The 17111-nt window shown below is 61.0% G+C and carries 17 protein-coding genes; 4 read left to right on the forward strand and 13 right to left on the reverse strand.

The annotated features are described in order from the left end of the window. Position 1: 1 nt before the first annotated feature. The 3 genes from V5B59_RS06550 to V5B59_RS06560 are packed head-to-tail and all read right to left on the reverse strand — an operon-like array spanning position 2 to position 3166. A complete protein-coding gene (locus tag V5B59_RS06550; protein WP_169069112.1) occupies positions 2-1444 on the reverse strand; it encodes a bifunctional 2-methylcitrate dehydratase/aconitate hydratase in 1443 nt (480 codons plus the stop codon). A gap of 41 nt (positions 1445-1485) precedes the next feature. Then, positions 1486-2634, reverse strand: a complete 1149-nt coding sequence (prpC, locus tag V5B59_RS06555) for a bifunctional 2-methylcitrate synthase/citrate synthase (protein ID WP_169069113.1) — start codon at positions 2632-2634, stop codon at positions 1486-1488. A 52-nt stretch (positions 2635-2686) separates the two neighbouring features. Then, a complete protein-coding gene (locus V5B59_RS06560) occupies positions 2687-3166 on the reverse strand; it encodes a septal ring lytic transglycosylase RlpA family protein (RefSeq protein ID WP_308240032.1) in 480 nt (159 codons plus the stop codon). A 513-nt stretch (positions 3167-3679) separates the two neighbouring features. Between V5B59_RS06560 and V5B59_RS06565 the strand changes: the two genes are divergently transcribed. Next, complete coding sequence (locus tag V5B59_RS06565; RefSeq protein WP_169069114.1) at positions 3680-4198, forward strand: YqaA family protein; 519 nt, start codon at positions 3680-3682, stop codon at positions 4196-4198. A 17-nt stretch (positions 4199-4215) separates the two neighbouring features. Here the strand turns inward: V5B59_RS06565 and lipA are convergent, their stop codons facing one another. The 4 genes from lipA to V5B59_RS06585 all read right to left on the reverse strand — a co-directional run bounded on the left by lipA (position 4216) and on the right by V5B59_RS06585 (position 7389). Continuing rightward, entirely contained in the window at positions 4216-5208 is a 993-nt protein-coding gene (lipA, locus tag V5B59_RS06570; RefSeq protein ID WP_169069115.1) for a lipoyl synthase, read from the reverse strand. Continuing rightward, positions 5205-5831, reverse strand: coding sequence for a lipoyl(octanoyl) transferase LipB (lipB, locus tag V5B59_RS06575; protein WP_034913616.1), 627 nt, complete (start codon positions 5829-5831; stop codon positions 5205-5207). Before lipB ends, lipA begins: the two co-directional genes overlap by 4 nt. Positions 5832-5884: 53 nt before the next feature. Continuing rightward, the gene (locus tag V5B59_RS06580) at positions 5885-6154 is read right to left on the reverse strand and encodes an HP0495 family protein (protein WP_034913614.1); all 270 of its coding nucleotides are present in this window, start codon (positions 6152-6154) and stop codon (positions 5885-5887) included. A gap of 101 nt (positions 6155-6255) precedes the next feature. Further along, positions 6256-7389, reverse strand: a complete 1134-nt coding sequence (locus V5B59_RS06585; protein WP_034913611.1) for a D-alanyl-D-alanine carboxypeptidase family protein — start codon at positions 7387-7389, stop codon at positions 6256-6258. A gap of 197 nt (positions 7390-7586) precedes the next feature. Here V5B59_RS06585 and V5B59_RS06590 point away from each other — a divergent pair, with 197 nt between their 5' ends. Next, a complete protein-coding gene (locus V5B59_RS06590; protein ID WP_034913608.1) occupies positions 7587-8501 on the forward strand; it encodes a GAF domain-containing protein in 915 nt (304 codons plus the stop codon). Here the strand turns inward: V5B59_RS06590 and V5B59_RS06595 are convergent, their stop codons facing one another. Genes V5B59_RS06595 through V5B59_RS06620 form a run of 6 tightly spaced genes read right to left on the reverse strand, consistent with a single transcriptional unit; the run spans position 8502 to position 15222 of the window. Beyond that, on the reverse strand, positions 8502-9581 hold the full coding sequence (locus V5B59_RS06595; protein WP_169069117.1) for a septal ring lytic transglycosylase RlpA family protein: 1080 nt from the start codon (positions 9579-9581) through the stop codon (positions 8502-8504). After that, a complete protein-coding gene (rodA, locus tag V5B59_RS06600) occupies positions 9578-10684 on the reverse strand; it encodes a rod shape-determining protein RodA (RefSeq protein WP_169069118.1) in 1107 nt (368 codons plus the stop codon). The genes V5B59_RS06595 and rodA overlap by 4 nt, the downstream gene beginning before the upstream one ends. A gap of 3 nt (positions 10685-10687) precedes the next feature. Continuing rightward, complete coding sequence (gene mrdA, locus V5B59_RS06605) at positions 10688-12628, reverse strand: penicillin-binding protein 2 (RefSeq protein ID WP_169069119.1); 1941 nt, start codon at positions 12626-12628, stop codon at positions 10688-10690. Positions 12629-12661: 33 nt separating this feature from the next. Continuing rightward, positions 12662-13186: a rod shape-determining protein MreD gene (gene mreD, locus V5B59_RS06610; RefSeq protein ID WP_034917194.1), complete on the reverse strand. Its 525-nt coding sequence runs from the start codon at positions 13184-13186 to the stop codon at positions 12662-12664. A gap of 5 nt (positions 13187-13191) precedes the next feature. Continuing rightward, positions 13192-14124: a rod shape-determining protein MreC gene (gene mreC / locus V5B59_RS06615; RefSeq protein WP_034917197.1), complete on the reverse strand. Its 933-nt coding sequence runs from the start codon at positions 14122-14124 to the stop codon at positions 13192-13194. Positions 14125-14178: 54 nt separating this feature from the next. Then, the gene (locus tag V5B59_RS06620; protein WP_169069120.1) at positions 14179-15222 is read right to left on the reverse strand and encodes a rod shape-determining protein; all 1044 of its coding nucleotides are present in this window, start codon (positions 15220-15222) and stop codon (positions 14179-14181) included. A gap of 104 nt (positions 15223-15326) precedes the next feature. Between V5B59_RS06620 and gatC the strand changes: the two genes are divergently transcribed. After that, a complete protein-coding gene (gene gatC / locus V5B59_RS06625; protein WP_034917199.1) occupies positions 15327-15623 on the forward strand; it encodes an Asp-tRNA(Asn)/Glu-tRNA(Gln) amidotransferase subunit GatC in 297 nt (98 codons plus the stop codon). Further along, the gene (gene gatA, locus V5B59_RS06630; RefSeq protein WP_169069121.1) at positions 15620-17089 is read left to right on the forward strand and encodes an Asp-tRNA(Asn)/Glu-tRNA(Gln) amidotransferase subunit GatA; all 1470 of its coding nucleotides are present in this window, start codon (positions 15620-15622) and stop codon (positions 17087-17089) included. Before gatC ends, gatA begins: the two co-directional genes overlap by 4 nt. The last annotated feature ends 22 nt before the right edge of the window (positions 17090-17111 follow it).

Genomic DNA, 17111 nt, shown 5'->3' on the forward strand with positions numbered 1-17111 from the left:
ATCAGGGTGCATATTGGTCGAGGTAATCGTGCACTGCCAGGGCTCCCAGTTGATATACGTCGCGCGAAGACTCTTCGATGCGGCTTTGCTGCTCCGGAGAAAACCGGCGTGCCAGATGCGTTCTGAATTTCTCGACCAGCACGGGAATACCTTCGGCACGGCGACGACAGTGCCCAAGCGGGTACTCGGAGATCAGTTCTGCTGTCCGGCTACCATCAGCGAATACGACTTGCACGGCGTTGGCGATCGAGCGCTTGGCCGGGTCCAGGTAGTCCGCCGAAAACCTCGGTTCTTCGCTGACCTCGATCTTCGCACGTAGCGCGTCGATGCGTGGGTCGGCAGCCGCTGCGTCCTCGTAGTCTTCGCCAGTCAGCCGGCCCTTGATCAGTGCAACGGCGACCATGTATTGCAGGCAGTGGTCGCGGTCGGCGGGGTTGAAGAGCGGCCCCTTCTTGTCGATGATGCGCAGCGCGGATTCGTGGGTACGAATCAGCACCCTGAAGATCGTATCGATCCGTCCAAGCACCTGTGGATGCAGTTCCACCGCACACTCGACCGCCGTCTGGGCATGGAATTCGGCAGGAAAACTGATCTTGAACAGCACATTTTCGATCACGTAGCTGCCATACGGACGCGACAGGCGGAATGGCTGTCCCCTGAACAGAACCTCATAAAAGCCCCAGGTCGGGGCAGTCAACACCGTCGGGTAACCCATTTCACCCTTGAGTGACATCAACGCCAGCAGCACACCACGCGCGCTGGCATCGCCGGCCGCCCAGGATTTGCGCGAACCGGTATTCGGCGCATGCCGATAAGTGCGCAGCGGCTGACCATCGACAAAAGCCTGCGAAACGGCATTGATGATCTGCTCTCGCCCGCCGCCCATCAGCCAGGTACATACCGCGGCAGTAGCCACCTTGACCAGTAGCACGTGATCCAGCCCAACGCGATTGAAGCTGTTTTCAAGTGCCAGCACGCCCTGGATCTCGTAGGCCTTGATCATCGCTTCGAGGACTTGGCGCATCTGCAGCGGCGCCTGCCCGCTGGCGACGCGGCTTCGCGACAACCAGTCGGCAGTGGCGAGAATACCCCCGAGATTATCCGAAGGATGCCCCCATTCGGCCGCCAACCAGGTGTCGTTGAAGTCCAGCCAGCGAATCAGGGTGCCGATGTTGAAGGCCGCCTGCACCGGGTCGAGTTGAAATGCGGTGCCGGGAACCCGGGCACCGTCGGGAACGACGGTGCCCGGGACGATCGGCCCGAGCAGTTTGCTGCAGGCCGGGTAGGCGAGCGCTTCGAGGCCACAACCGAGAGCGTCGATCAGGCAATAACGCGCCGTTTCAAAAGCCGCCCTCGACTCGACCTTGAAGTCGATGACGTAGTCGGCGATATCGACCAGAACCCGGTCCGGTACGGGACGAGTGGTGGGAATGCGTGTGCTCATGTCGGTTTCTCTTGCTGCAAAACGGATGCCTCGTGGAATACTCAGCTTCGTTTTGACAGGATGACGAACTCCTGTGCCTCCGGCCCGATGTAGTTGGCTGAGGGTCGGATGATTTTTCCATCGATGCGTTGCTCGATGACGTGCGCCGCCCAGCCGCTGGTGCGGGCGATGACAAACAGGGGCGTAAACATTGGTGTCGGAACGGCCAGCATGTGATACGCCACACCCGAGAACCAATCGACGTTGGGAAACATGCGCTTCTGCTCCCACATCACGGCCTCGATGCGACTGGCGATGTCGAACAGTACCAGGTTGTCTCCAGCGGTGCACAATTGCTGGGCGACGGAGCGGATGACCTTGTTGCGCGGATCGGCGATGGTGTACAGCGGGTGCCCGAAACCGATGATGATTTCCTTGTTTTCAAGACGGCGGCGAATGTCCTGCTCGGCGTGTTCGGCGTCGTTATAGCGGCTCTGGATCTCGAAAGCAACCTCGTTGGCACCACCGTGCCGACGTCCGCTGAGCGCGCCGATGGCACCGCTGACCGCCGCATACAGGTCGGCACCGGTGCCGCTGATCGTCCGGGCGGCAAAGGTCGAGGCGTTGAACTCGTGCTCGGCATAGAGCACCAGCGACTTGTCGAGGCTGCTCGCCTGCAGCGCCGTCGGAGCCTTGCCCCGCAAGAGGTGAAGGAAGTGCGCGGCGATCGAGTCGTCATCGGTCTCGGTCTCGATACGCCGGCCATTATGCGACCAGTGGTACCAGTAGAGCAGCATCGACGCGAAGCTGGCAATCAGCCGATCGGCAATCTCGCGCGCAGCACCGGGGTTATGGTCCTGCGCCTCCGGCAGAATCGTGCCGAGCGCCGAGCAACCGCTACGCAAGACGTCCATCGGATGCGCCGAGGCCGGCAGGTTCTCCAGCATCGGTCGCAGCATCACCGGCAACCCACGCAGCGTCTTGAGTTTCTTCTTGTACTGGTTGAGCTGGGTCAGACTCGGCAAGCGCCCATAGAGCAGCAGATAGGCCACTTCCTCGAAAGTGGCATGCTCGGCGAGCGCAATGACATCGTAGCCGCGGTAATACAGATCGTTGCCGACCCGCCCCACCGAACAGATTGCCGTGTCGCCGGCGACCACGCCGGACAGCGCGACCGATTTCTTGACCCTGGGCAGTTCGATTTCCTTCACTTCGTATTCCTCCCTCGTTGGCGAGCCACTCGGCCCGCGGCTGCAGGCCATCTTACTTCTTCGCAATTCCGGTATCTTGCCCGTCGCTGGCGTGCAGGTGCAGCGGTGGCAAAAAGGCGAGCAAACAGGCGTTTTCGTGGCCTTTCAGGTATTTGGGCAGGGCAACGACTTCCACCTCGGTGACGCCGGCCTCGATCATTCCGAGACGTACCGCCGCCTCACGTGACAGGTCGATCAGCCGGCTGCGATGTCCCATGCGATCATTGATCCTGACCACCACGCAACGCGCGGACAAGATCCGGCGCACGGCCACCAGCGAGCCCAGGGGAAAGCGATTGCTTGCTGCCGAAATGGTCTGGTGATCAAAATGCTCGCCGGAAGCCGTTTTGCGCCCGCTAAATGCGGTGCCGTAAAAGCTGGCTCGGCCGCTCAGGATCGGCGAAGTATTCGGCCATTCGCCCGGTGTACCGAGCGCAGGAGAGGCCGCGCCAAAAGCTGATCCTGAAAACAGCAAAACCAGCACCACAAACACAAATTTCACAGGATATGGCTCCTCAAGGTGGCCGCAAGAGCCAGATCGATTGCAGGCCAGGCCTGTCGTCAAGCATCCTCACTGCCTGCGCGCGCATCTGGGTGGGCAGCATCTGGTCAAACGGTCATGATTTTGCAAGACACACCCGATGATGAAAGTCAAGACCGTTTCCCCTCTCCCCCAACCCCTCCCCCGCGAGGGGGGAGGGGAGATTCGAGAGTCGCTCGCGACTTTCATAGTAGCCATAGTGCTGGAGGCGATCACCGCTGACGCACTGGCCAAGGGTGTCGAATACCGTCCGCAACAGCTCAGAGCGCTTACAATTCCGACAATTCCTGCAAGGTGGCGCATGGTGACTCCCCGGTGGCAATTGGCAAGGCTGCAGCTTCGCCTGCGTAAGCATATCCTGCGCTTCGGCACGCGCACAAGTCGGCAGACCATCAGGCTGCTGCCCGGGCGACCGCCGCGCGCGGCCGGGGTATGCAAATCGAATCGATCCGGGGCGTCGAAAGAATGAAGACGCACCCGCTTCCCGACTGGTTGCGACGGCTGCTGATGCGCAGTGTGGCACATCGTTACTATTCGCTGGTCGTGACGGCGATCGCCTTTTCGTCGACGATGACCTTCACCTTCCCATTCGTTGCCGTACTGATCCCGGCGGTGCTGCTCTCGCCCAGGCGCTGGCGATCGCTCGGACTGCTCTGTGGCCTTGCCAGTGGCTGCGGTGCTGCGGTACTGGTCGAGATTTTCCAGTATCTGGGATCGGAGTTCATCGTCTCGCACTACCCGGAACTGATGCACTCGCAGGCCTGGCTGACGGCCAGCGAATGGCTGCAGCGCTGGGGCCTGGTGGCCATGCTGATCATTGCCGGTTCGCCGATACCGCAGACACCCGCACTGCTTTTCTGCGCCCTGGCCGACGTATCGACGCTGGGCATCCTGATCGCAGTCGGCATCGGCAAGACGGTCAAATACCTGTTTCTGGCCTGGGCCACAGCCCGCTATCCGGCGCGCTTCATCCGTTACAACTGAGCAGCAGACACCCCGGATCAGGCGACGCCGGCGCTGTGCGCCTGCACATCCGCCCAGTAGCTGGAGCGCACCATCGGACCGCAGGCGGCACCAGTGAAACCCATCGCCAGCGCCTCCTGCTCGTACATCTTGAAGATCTCGGGATGCACATAGCGCATTACCGGCAGGTGATGGCCAGAAGGTGCCAGGTACTGGCCGATCGTCAGCATATCGACGTCGTTGGCACGCAGGTCTCGCAGCACTTCGAGGATCTCGTCGTCGCTCTCACCCAGGCCGACCATCAGTCCCGATTTGGTCGGCACCTGTGGATAGCGTGCCTTGAAGCCTTTGATGAAAGCCAGCGAATGCGCGTAATCGGCACCGGGCCGAGCCTGGCGATACAGGCGCGGCACCGTTTCCAGGTTGTGGTTGAGGATGTCGGGCAGCGCCTGCCCCAGGATCTCGATGGCGATCTCCATGCGGCCCCGGAAATCGGGAACCAGCGTCTCGATGGTCGTGTCGGGCGACCTGCGACGCACTTCGGCAATCACCTCGACGAAATGCTGTGCGCCGCCATCACGCAGGTCATCGCGGTCGACGCTGGTGATCACCACATAGCGAAGCTTGAGTCGGGCAACGCTGTCGGCAAGATGGGCAGGCTCGTTGACATCGGGCGCCAGCGGCTTGCCATGACCGACGTCACAGAACGGGCAGCGACGCGTACAGATGTCGCCGAGGATCATGAAGGTCGCCGTACCGCGGCCGAAACATTCGCCAATGTTCGGACAAGCGGCTTCTTCACAGACGGTATGCAGCTTCTGATCGCGCAACATTTTCTTGATTTCACCGAAGCGACCCGCCTCGTTACCCGCCTTGACCCGAATCCAGTCAGGCTTGCGCTGTGGCGCCTGCGGGACGATCTTGATCGGAATGCGGGCCGTTTTCAGTTCACCCCTTTCCTTGATGCCGGCGATCCTGGCACCTGTTCTTGCCACCCCCTGCCCTGCCTGCCCATCATTCTGACTGCTCATCGCTTGCGCTCCAGTTGTTCCACGAGATGTCCGGCCAGTGCCGTCGCTGCTTGTGCGGGGGTCAGCGCGATGCCGAGATCGCGGGTCTGCGTCACCGGCAGGCCGGGGTAACCGCAGGGGTTGATTGCTGCAAACGGTGACAGATCCATCGCAACATTCAAGCTGATTCCATGGTAACAGCACCCCTTGCGGACGCGCAGGCCAAGCGCCGCCACCTTGGCCACGCCCACATAAACTCCCGGTGCGCCGCCATGCCGCTCGGCAACGACACCATGCTCGGCAAGCAGGTCGATCGCCGCCTGCTCGATCGCCGTCACCAGCTCGCGCACTTTCAGCTTCCTTCGGTTCAGATCCAGCAACAGGTAGATCACCACCTGGCCCGGACCATGGTAGGTGATCTGGCCGCCCCGGTCGGTCTGCACCAGCGGAATGCCCAGGTCGGCCAGCAGATGCTCCGGTTTGCCGGCCTGCCCGAGGGTGAGCACCGGCGCATGCTGGCAACACCATAGTTCGTCGACCGTCTGGTCGCTTCTTGCAGCAGTAAAACGGACCATTTCCTGCCAGGTCTGCCAGTAATCGGTGCAGCCAAGATGGCGAACCCGCAGCGACGAGGCAGCCGGCATGGCGTCGCTGTCGAAACCGTCCGAATCACCGGCACCGCCCTCACCGGCCGGTTTCACAGAACGATCTTGACCAGCGGATGGCTGCTCAGTTCCCGATAGAGCGCGTCGAGTTGTGCCCTGCTGGTGGCATTGATGGTGCAGGTAAGGCTCAGATACTTGCCGGTCGATGAAGAACGCACCTCCATCGTCGCAGGATCGAAATCCGGCGCCTGCGACAGCATGACTTCGAGGACCGCCTGCGTCAAGGCCTCGCTGGCCGTTCCCATGATCTTCAGCGGGAAAGCGCAAGGAAACTCGAACAGGCGGTCAGTCTCGTCGGACATCGGCGCTCCGGTTTGTTTCATCGAGCAAAACGCTCATCGGCAGTAATCGCCTCTCGCGACGACACCCAGACATCGCGACGGCTGCATGCCCCATGTAAAGATCAAAGAAACCAGAGACGGACGCTGTCGATCATGCGGCCAAGAATGCCTGCGGCCGGCACCTCCTCAAGCGCCACTACCGGGTAATCGCCATACGCTTTGTCATCGATGCTGACCTTCAGGGTAGCCAGCACCTGCCCGAGGGCGACCGGCGCCATCAGCCGCTGTTGCGACACGAGTTCAGTCTTGATTTTGGGACCGAAACCCTTGGGCACTGTCATCACGAGATCCCTGGCAAAACCAATCTTGACCGTACTCTCCTTGCCCTTCCAGACCTTCAGCGTGGAAACCGGCTCGTTTTTCGCATACAGTTGCACGGCATCGTAGAACTGGAAGCCAAAGTTGAGCAGTTTCAGTGATTCCTGTGCGCGCGCACGGTCCGACGCCGCACCGAGCACCACCGAAACCAGGCGACGCGACCCGCGTTTCGCCGACGAGACCAGGCAATAACCCGCCGCCTCGGTGTGACCGGTCTTGAGGCCATCGACGGTCGGATCGATATACAACAGGCGGTTGCGATTCGGCTGCCTGATGTTGTTATAGCGAAATTCCTTCATCGAGTAGTACTTGGCGTACTCTTCGGGAAAATCACGAATCAGGGCATCGGCCAGAATCGCCAGATCGCGTGCCGTCGTATAGTGCTGCGGATCAGGCAGGCCGCTCGAATTGCGAAAACTCGATCCCTTCATGCCCAGTCTCTGCGCCTCACGATTCATCATCTGGGCGAAGTTCTCCTCGTCACCGGCAATGGCTTCGGCTAGCGCGACACAGGCGTCGTTGCCCGACTGGACAATCATTCCCTTCAGCAGATCCTCAACCCGGACCTCTGTGCCGACCTGGATGAACATTCGCGAACCGCCCGTTTTCCAGGCCTTCTGGGAGACCGGCACGGTCTGATCAAGCTTGATCGTACCCTGTCTGATCGCCGCAAAACTCAGATAGGCCGTCATCAGCTTGGTCAGTGACGCCGGCTCGAGGCGCTGGTCGGGCGCCTGTCCGGTCAGTTCCTGCCCGGAAGCCGACTCGACCAGCAGCCATGACTTGGCCGCCAGTACCGGCGGTGTCGGCAGTTGCTGAGCAGCGGCCAGAACGGGAAGGCAGAGGAGAACGAAAAGCAGGGATCGAAGCTTGAGCATGGCTGGATGTCTGGGCAAAGGGGCGATTATAGCAAGCCATCCCGGCCATACCCGTATGCGTTTTGTGACCAATCCAGTCAGGAGATTCCTCGCTTCCGTGATCTACTCCACAGCCCGTTACACCAAGCTGCCAGTACAGTAGTGACACTTTTCGGGATGTATACCCACGCGCAAGTGGTTACCGCTGGACTCTATTGTTGCCACCTTTCCGACCTATTTCGAACTCCCTTGATCTGCAAGGTGCGTTTGCACAACTGTCAAGACGAGGATTTGCCGGTCATCGCCTCGACGAGACCCTGCGCCAGCTCACCGCCACCACCAGCCAGATGCTCAACATCGAGCGTGTCAGTCTGTGGGGCTTGAGTTCGCAAGGCGAGAATCTCGAGTGCATCAATCTCTACGAGCTGTCTCGCGACCGGCATAGCAGCGGCCTGACACTGCGCGCGGCACGCTATCCGGAATATTTCCGGGCACTCGAGAAGGGCGACCCGATTGTTGCCGATGACGCGATGAAGCATCCGTCCACCCGTGAGTTCGGCAACGACTATCTGCTGATGAACGGCATCAGTGCCGTCATCAACTCGCCGATTCATGCCCAAGGAGAATTGCAGGGCGTGCTCTGCATCGAGCGCGTCGGACCGCACTCGGCCTGGACTTCGGTGCAGCGATTGTTTGCACATGCCGTCGCCAGTCTGGTCAGCCAGGCCCTGCTGCAAAATCAGCTGCTTTCGATCAAGGAAGAACTGCGCGACGCCAACAGCCTGCGACGCGCACTGTTCGAGAGTGCGCGTGACGCCATCCTGATCTCTGACGCCAACACCGGGCATATTCTCGAAGCCAACCCACAGGCGAAAAAACTCTTCGGGCGACAGTTGCAAGCGCTTCTCGGCGTCCAGAGCAATGCAGTCCATGGCAGCGGCGACAGCCTGGACATTCGTGATCTGTGCAAGCAGTTGGCCAGGAGCAGCGGTGCGGAGTCGGTGCGCAGCGAAATGCTCGCTCACGATGGCAAGCGCATCCCCCTCGAAATCAGGAGCCAGGTGGTGCAGCTCGGGCAAGGCAGGAAGGTCGTGCAGGGGGTATTCCGCCCACTCGACAGTGACGACGCCTGATCAGCGCGCCACGAAGGTGGGCTTGTAACCCAGTGCCAGACGAATCCTCTCGGCAATCTTTTCGGCATCGACACGGCTGATATATGGACCCAGATGGACGCGGTGCATGCCGCCACCGGCGTTGATCTGGATTCCCTCGTTGAGCCAGTCCAGTTCACGCAACAGGTGGGCACGCAGACTCTCGGCGTTTTCGGCGCTGGCAAAGGCACCCAATTGCAGGAAAACGCCGCGTAGGCCCACGGACGCGGTGGCAGATGCCGCCGGCGTCACATCGACCAGCAGGGATGGCGCGGCCGCCTTGTCGGGGCCGAGCCTGGCCGCCAGCAGTTCAATCTCGTCGCGCTCCGCCGGGCCGGGAACCACTCGTGATGGGCGTGCTGGCGCCGGCATCACCTGCGCGTAGCTCATCGTCGTCGCGCCTGCCGGCAGAATCGACTCGACTTCGACCAGGGTGCTGCCGTTGTCCACGTACCCCAATCGGTAAGCGGCCGCATACGAGAGATCGATGACACGATCCGCATGGAACGGCCCCCGGTCGGTCACTCTCACGACCACCGACTTTCCATTGCTGACATTGGTTACCCGCGCGTACGAAGGAATTGCCAGTGTCGGGTGTGCGGCGGTCATCGAGAACATGTCGTAGGGTTCGCCGATCGACGTGGGTTGTCCATGAAACTTCTTGCCGTACCAGCTCGCCACACCGCGCTCCTGATGGGGTCTGAGACTGGCATGTGGCTCATAGGCCTTGCCGAGAACGACATACGGTCGGTTGGCGAAGCGATGCAGCGGTTCAAGGCGCGGCTGCGCGTCGGGAATCTCATCGAGATTGTCGGGAAACTCGTCCCCCGGGCCATCGTCCTTGTAATAGGCGCCCCCTCGCTTCTGCAGGACGTTCGCCTTCCTGACCATCTTCGCCGGTGCCTTGGCCGGCTCGGCCGTGCGCGCCCCTGCCTCGGCCGGACGCGATGGCTGACTACCACAGGCTGCGAGGAGCAATGGCAACAGGCACAGTGCCGCGGTGTACGGCAGTTGCCTGGCCAGTCCAGCCAGCCCAGCCAGCCCACACTCCGCTCGCCTCATTTTCGGACCAGCATCCGGTGCGTCTGGATGCTCATCAGGATGCCGATACCGATCGACAGGGTCACCAGCGCCGTTCCGCCATAACTCATGAACGGCAGTGGCACCCCGACCACCGGCAGAATGCCGCTGACCATGCCCATGTTGACGAACACATAGGTGAACAGGCTCAGCGTCACCGAGCCGGCCATGACGCGCGCGAATAGCGTCGAGGCATTGGCGGCGATCATCAGGCCACGCGCAACCAACAGAAAGTAGAGCAGCACCAGGATGCTGTTGCCGAGCAAACCGCGCTCTTCGGAGAATACGGCGAAGATGAAGTCGGTATGGCGCTCGGGGATGAATTCGAGGTGGGTCTGCGTACCTTCCAGCCAGCCTTTGCCGAATGTACCACCCGAGCCGATGGCAATGGTCGACTGGATGATGTGATAACCCGCCCCAAGCGGATCGCTGGTCGGATCGATCAGGGTCAGGATGCGTTTGCGCTGGTAATCATGCAACATCGTCCACACGAAAGGTGCCGCCGCCGCCGCCGTAGCGAACAGGCCAATGATCACCTGCCAGGGCAGACCGGCCAGGAAAATGACGTAGAAGCCGGCGGCACCGACGAGTATCGCCGTTCCGAGATCAGGCTGCTTGGCAATCAAGGCGAAAGGGATGAGCAGCAGCAGACAGGCAAAGAGATAATGGCGGAATCTGAGCACCGCTTCGTGCTTGTGAAAGTACCAGGCGAGCATCAGCGGCACGGCAATCTTCAGCACCTCGGAGGGCTGGATGCGGGTAAACCCGAGCGACAACCAGCGTCTGGCCCCATTCACCTTGACCCCGAAGAAAAATACGCAAATCAACAGGATCACGCCGAGCACGTAGAGCGGCACGCCGAAGCCCATCAGCTTCTGCGGTGGCAACTGCGCCACCAGCCACATCGCACAAAATCCCACCGCCATGTTCACGGTCTGCGCCAGCAGGCGGTTGCTGGCGTCGTAGGTGGCGCTGTAGACGGTTGCCAGGCCAGTGGCCATGATCAATGCGGTGATCAGCAGCAAGGGCCCGTCGAGGTGTTCGACCAGGCGCACCCAGACGCGGTGCAGCAACGGCGGCAACATCAGCTAGTCCTCCTCGACATCGTCTTCCCGTGCTGCCCCCTTGGGCAGCTTGCCGAGCAGATAGTAATCGAAAACCATGCGTGCGATCGGCGCCGCCGACTGGGCACCAAAACCACCGTTTTCCACCAGCACGGCCAGCGCGATCTTCGGCTGGTCTGCCGGCGCAAAAGCGATGAACAGCGCATGGTCACGCAACTCCTTCTTGACACTCGACGACCGGTACTCCGCTCCCTTGAGGCTGAAAACCTGCGCCGTGCCGGTCTTGCCTGCGGAGATATAGCCGGCACCGGCAAAAGCGCGCGCGGCAGTGCCCGCAGTGTTGACGCCGATCATCGCCTTCTTGATGGTGTCGACATTCTGCCGCTTCCACGGCAGAATGCGCAGCGGCTCCGGCTCGATCATCGTCTGCTCGCCACTTCGGCTGTCGGTAATGTACTTCACGAGGTGCGGCCGGAACATCACCCCATTGTTGGCAATGGTGGCCGTCGCCTGCGCCAGCTGGATCGGAGTGTAGGCATTGTAACCCTGACCGATGCCGATCGAAATCGTTTCACCGGCAAACCACTTCTGCTGCTCCGGTCGCTTGAAACGACGCTTCTTCCACTCCGGCGACGGCAGCACACCTTCCGATTCCCCCTCGATGTCTACGCCGGTGCGTTGACCGAAACCCAGCTGCCCCATGAAGCGCGCGATGCTGTCGATGCCCATGTCGTTGGCGAGCATGTAGTAGTAGGTATCACAGGACTGGACGATCGACTTGTACATATCGACGCTGCCGTGCCCCCCCTTCTTGTCATCGCGAAACTGGTGCCCGCCGAAGTTGAAAACACCGGGATCGAAAATCGTCTGTCCGGGCGTGCGCTTGCCGGTTTCCAGCGCCGCCATTGCCATGAACGGCTTGAAGGTCGAACCCGGTGGATAGGCGCCGTTCAGCGCGCGGTTGAGCATCGGTTTGTCTGGCGAGTTGTTGAGCAATTCCCAGTCATCGTTGCGAATGCCATCGACAAAGAGATTCGGGTCGAAGGAAGGGGTGGACACCAGCGCGAGGATGCCTCCGCTCGATGGCTCGATCGCCACCAGCGCGCCACGGCGGTCGCCAAAAGCCTGTTCGGCCATTTCCTGCAACTTGACGTCGAGCGTCAGCGTCAGGTTGTTGCCCTGTACCGGCGCCGTCCGCGACAGGCTGCGAATGGCCCGGCCGCCCGCATCGATTTCGACCTGCTCATAGCCGGTTTCTCCATGCAACTGATATTCGTATTTCTGTTCCAGTCCGGTCTTGCCGATATGGTCGGTGCCTTTGTAGTTGGCGGTCTGTTCGTTTTCCTCGATGATCTCCAGGTCACGCTTGTTGATGCGATTGATGTAGCCGATGGCGTGCGCAGCGACCGGACCCAGCGGATACTGGCGGAACAGGCGCGCCTTGACCTCGACACCGGGAAAGAGATAACGGTTGGCCGCGAAACGGGCGACTTCTTCCTCGCTCAGGCGAGTACGAATCGGCAGGCTTTCAAAGTTCCTGCTCTCTTCGAGCAACCTGCGAAAACGCTTGCGGTCCTTGGGCAGGACCTCGATCACCTTGCCCAGACCTTCGATTGTCGCTTCGAGGTCCGCGACCTTCGACGGCGTAATCTCCAGCGTGAACGCCGAGTAATTGCGGGCCAGGACCGTGCCATTGCGATCGACGATGACGCCCCGGTTGGGAACGATCGGCACCAGGGAAATCCGGTTGTCCTCGGCGCGGGTGGTGTAGTAAGCGTGCTGAAACACCTGCAAATGGACAAAGCGCACAATCAGGACAATGAAAGCCGCCAGCACCGCGACCCCGGAAAGAGCGATCCGGAAGCGAAAGCGATACAGCTCGCGATCGGTGGCATTCAACGGTAACTGAGCAGCCAGCAAGGTGAAACCCTCAGCGATGACGTCGGACTCATGAGCGCTGCGCATCGGGGAACACAGCGCCGGCAGCACAGCACGGGCTCAGAGCGGCCGGTTGGCATCACGGTCTACGGGTTGGTGCTGCGGCAGCAGCAGGATGAAGGTCAGCAAGGGCCACAACAACGTACCGAAAATGGGTCCGAGGAAATAGCTGATGCCTGGTGAATCGGCGCCGGCGAGCAGGCGCACGCTGAACTGCACCAACTGGACCAGCAAGAGCAGCGGCAGTACCTGCAAGGCTTGCAGCCCGAGCGGAAACCACAGGATCCGGCGCGACAGCGAGGATCCGCAGTAAGCCGCCAGGACATAGGCCAGCGCGTGCTGTCCGAGCAGACTGGCATCGGCAACGTCCATGGCCACGCCGAAAACGAAGGCCAAGCCCATGCCGACGCGGCGTGGCTCGCGAATACTCCAGAAAACGATCAACAAAGCCAGCCAGTCGGGCACGCCGCGCCAGACGGTGGTCGGCAGGAAGTTCAGCAGCAGCGCTGCCAGCAAACTGAAACCGATGAACCACGGGCGTACCGGCAAGAGAATGCGTGATGAGGAGTAGCTGCTGGTCTGCATCGGGTTCAGTCCTTTTTCAGGCGTTTCTTCTTTGCCTGTCCGGATCGCACCGGCGATTTGGCTTCCCGACCGGCAGCCTCCCTGACGAGTTGCTCCGGCAAGACCACCGCCGGACGCGGGTCGAGGATCATCACTTCGCTGAAATTCTCGACGCCGGCCAAGGGCATGCAGAAGATTCTGGCAAATGAGTATGAGGTGTCGCGTTCGATGTGCACCACCCTGGCGACCGGGAAGCCCGGTAGAAAGATGCCGTCCAGTCCCGAGGTGACCAGCACGTCGCCATCCTGAACGTCGGCGTTGGCCGGCAGAAAACGCAGTTCGAGCTGGCCGTTGCCGAGACCGAAAACCACCGAGCGCAAGCCGGTGCGAACGATCTGTACAGGCACTGCCTGTTCCTTGTCGGTAATCAGCGTCACTTCGGCGACGAAGGGAAACACTCTGGTCACCTGACCGACGATGCCCGCATCATCGATCACCGGCTGCCCGGCAAGCACCTTGTCCTGCTGCCCCTTGTCGATGACGATACGCCGCGAATAGGGATCGCGCGCCGAATAGAGAATCTGTGCCAGTTGACCGCTCGCCTGCTGCCGCTCCTTGACGCCGAGGAGTTTGCGCAGACGCACGTTCTCGATTTCCAGGTGCTGGGTACGCAGCAGCGTCGCCACGTTGTCAAGGCGAGCACGTTTCAACTGGGCATTTTCATCCTGCAAACGCGACACGCTCACGAAATAATTCCCGGCGTTATCGAGAAACTTCGCCGGCAGCTGAGCCAGATGTTGCACCGGATGGGTGAACATGGACAGCGCCTGCCGCAGCACCTCCAGCGTTTGCAGGCGCGCGTCGGCCACCAGGAGTGCAACCGACAGCGCAACGTAGAACGACAGCAGCGCCACGGGTGCCGGCCCGCGTTTGAAAAACGGTGGCGGCTGGTGGTCCATCAATCAGGCCTGGAGTTGACAAGGTGCGGCGATCACAGCACGCACCGCGGCGCGTCAATCGGAAGCGAAAATGCTCCCGAGATTATCCATCTTTTCGAGCGCCATGCCACAACCTCGGGCAACGCAGGTCAAAGGCTCCTCGGCAACGATCACCGGCAGACCGGTCTCCTCCATCAGCAGGCGATCGATGTCGCGCAGCAAGGCACCACCACCGGTGAGTACCATGCCTTTGTCGGCAATGTCGGCGCCAAGTTCTGGGGGGGTCTTTTCAAGCGCCGACTTGACCGCCGAAACGACGCTGTTCAACGGCTCGGTCAGTGCTTCGAGAATTTCGTTCGAGGAAATGGTGAACTTGCGCGGAATCCCTTCGGCCTTGTTGATTCCTGAAACCTCCATCTCGCGCACCTCGGCGCCAGGAAACGCCGAACCGATATTTTTCTTGATGTTCTCGGCGGTGTTCTCGCCGATCAGCATGCCGTAGTTGCGGCTGATGTAGTTCATGATCGCCTCGTCGAGCTTGTCGCCGCCGACGCGTACCGAACCCGCATAGACCATGCCGCCGAGCGAAATGACGCCGACTTCGGTGGTCCCGCCGCCAATATCGACGACCATCGAACCCGTCGGCTCGGACACCGGCAGACCAGCGCCGATCGCCGCCGCCATCGGCTCCTCGATCAGAAAAACCTGACTCGCACCGGCTCCGATCGCCGACTCACGAATCGCGCGGCGTTCGACCTGTGTCGAACCCGAAGGCACACAGATGATGATCCGCGGCGACGGCGACAATAACCGCGAGTCGTGCACTTTCTTGATGAACTGCTTGAGCATCTGCTCGGTGACCGTGAAATCGGCGATCACGCCATCCTTCATCGGCCGGATCACCGTGATCGCGCCAGGTGCCTTGCCAAGCATTTCCTTGGCTGACTTGCCGACCGCCTGAATCGTTTTCTTCGAGTTCGGCCCACCCTGCGTACGAATGGCGACCACCGACGGCTCGTCGAGAACGATTCCCTTCGATCGCACATAGATCAGCGTGTTGGCCGTGCCTAGGTCGATCGCGAGATCATTGGAAAAATAACTGCGCAGAAAACTGAACATGCTTGCGAAATCCGTGATGGCCCGCAGTGAGGGCTGCGGTTGGAAAAACTTTTATGATACCTTATATGGCCTCCTCATTTAACAACCTTGGTGATTTCCTGCCCATGTCGCTTACCCTAGAACAGGTCCGTCGCGTTGCCCACCTCGCCCGAATCGAAATCAGTGATGTCGAAGCGCGTAGCACGCTCGGCCAACTGAACGAGATTTTTGGCTTGATCGAAGAGATGCAGGCGGTTGATACACAAGGCATCGAACCCATGGCGCATGCCCAGGATGTGGCACAGCGCCTGCGTGCCGATGTAGTGAGCGAGTCCGACCAGCTCGCTCAGCGTGCCGCTTTCCAGGCCATCGCACCGGAAACCGAGGCCGGACTCTACCTTGTGCCAAAGGTCATCGAATGATAGAGCACAGCCTCCAGGCGATGGCGGCCGCCCTGGCGAACAAGGAGATTTCGAGCGTCGAACTGACCCAGCTCTACCTCGAACGCATTGCCCGCCACAACTCGCAACTCAACGCTTACATCACCGTCGATCCGGCCCGCAGTCTTGCCCAGGCAGACGCCGCCGACGCGCGCCTGGCCAGGGGCGAAGGCGGTCCGCTGACCGGCATCCCGATCGCGCACAAGGACATCTTCTGCGCCAGTGGCTGGCTGACCACCTGTGGGTCGAAGATGCTGAGCAATTTCGTCAGCCCCTACGATGCCGCAGTAATTGCCCGCTTCCATGCCGCAGGTGCGGTGATGCTTGGCAAGACCAACATGGACGAGTTCGCGATGGGTTCGTCGAACGAAACGTCCTTCTACGGGCCGGTACACAACCCCTGGGACGACAGCCGCGTTCCCGGTGGTTCTTCCGGCGGATCGGCCGCTTCGGTCGCCGCGCGCCTGGCACCGGCAGCCACCGGCACCGACACCGGCGGATCGATTCGCCAACCGGCGGCATTGTGCAACCTGACCGGGATGAAGCCCACGTATGGCGTCATCTCGCGTTACGGCATGATCGCCTTCGCGTCTTCACTCGATCAGGCCGGACCCCTTGGCCGCTCGGCAGCCGACTGTGCCATCCTGCTCAACGCCATGGCCGGCTTCGACGAACGCGATTCGACGAGTCTCGACCGCCCAGCTGAAGATTTCAGCCGCGAGATCAATGCCACGAGCACCGCAAAGCCATTGGCCGGATTGAAAATCGGCCTGCCGGAAGAGTTTTTTGCCGGCGGCTGCAGTCCCGAAGTGATGCAACTGGTCGAGGCGGCAATCGGCGAGTACCGCCAGCTCGGTGCCGAAACCGTTTCCATCCGCCTGCCGAGCATGGGCCTTTCGGTGGCCGCCTACTACGTGATCGCACCAGCGGAAGCGAGTTCGAACCTGGCGCGCTTTGACGGCGTTCGCTACGGCTATCGAGCACCGGACTATCAGGACCTCAACGATATGTACTGCAAGAGTCGTGCGCAGGGCTTCGGTGACGAGGTCAAGCGACGCATCCTGATCGGCACCTACGTCCTGTCGCACGGCTACTACGACGCGTACTACCTGCAGGCGCAACGCATCCGTCGCCTGATCGCCAATGACTTCGCCAGTGCCTTCCAGAAATGCGACGTGATCATCGGGCCGACCAGTCCGAGCACCGCTTTCCAGCTCGGCGAAAAAGCGGCCGATCCGGTGCAGATGTACCTGTCGGATATCTATACGATCGCCGTCAACCTCGCCGGCCTGCCCGGAATTTCAATCCCCTGCGGGTTTGCCGGCGGCTTGCCGGCCGGCCTGCAACTGATTGGTGACTATTTCACCGAGGCCCGGCTGCTCAACATCGCCCACCGCTACCAGCAGGCAAACGCCTGGCACCTGCAGCGGCCAGGCGGATTCGACTGAGAAGCGGCAGCCGGCAAATACC

The sequence above is a fragment of the Candidatus Accumulibacter contiguus genome (assembly GCF_036625285.1).
GTDB lineage: Bacteria > Pseudomonadota > Gammaproteobacteria > Burkholderiales > Rhodocyclaceae > Accumulibacter > Accumulibacter contiguus.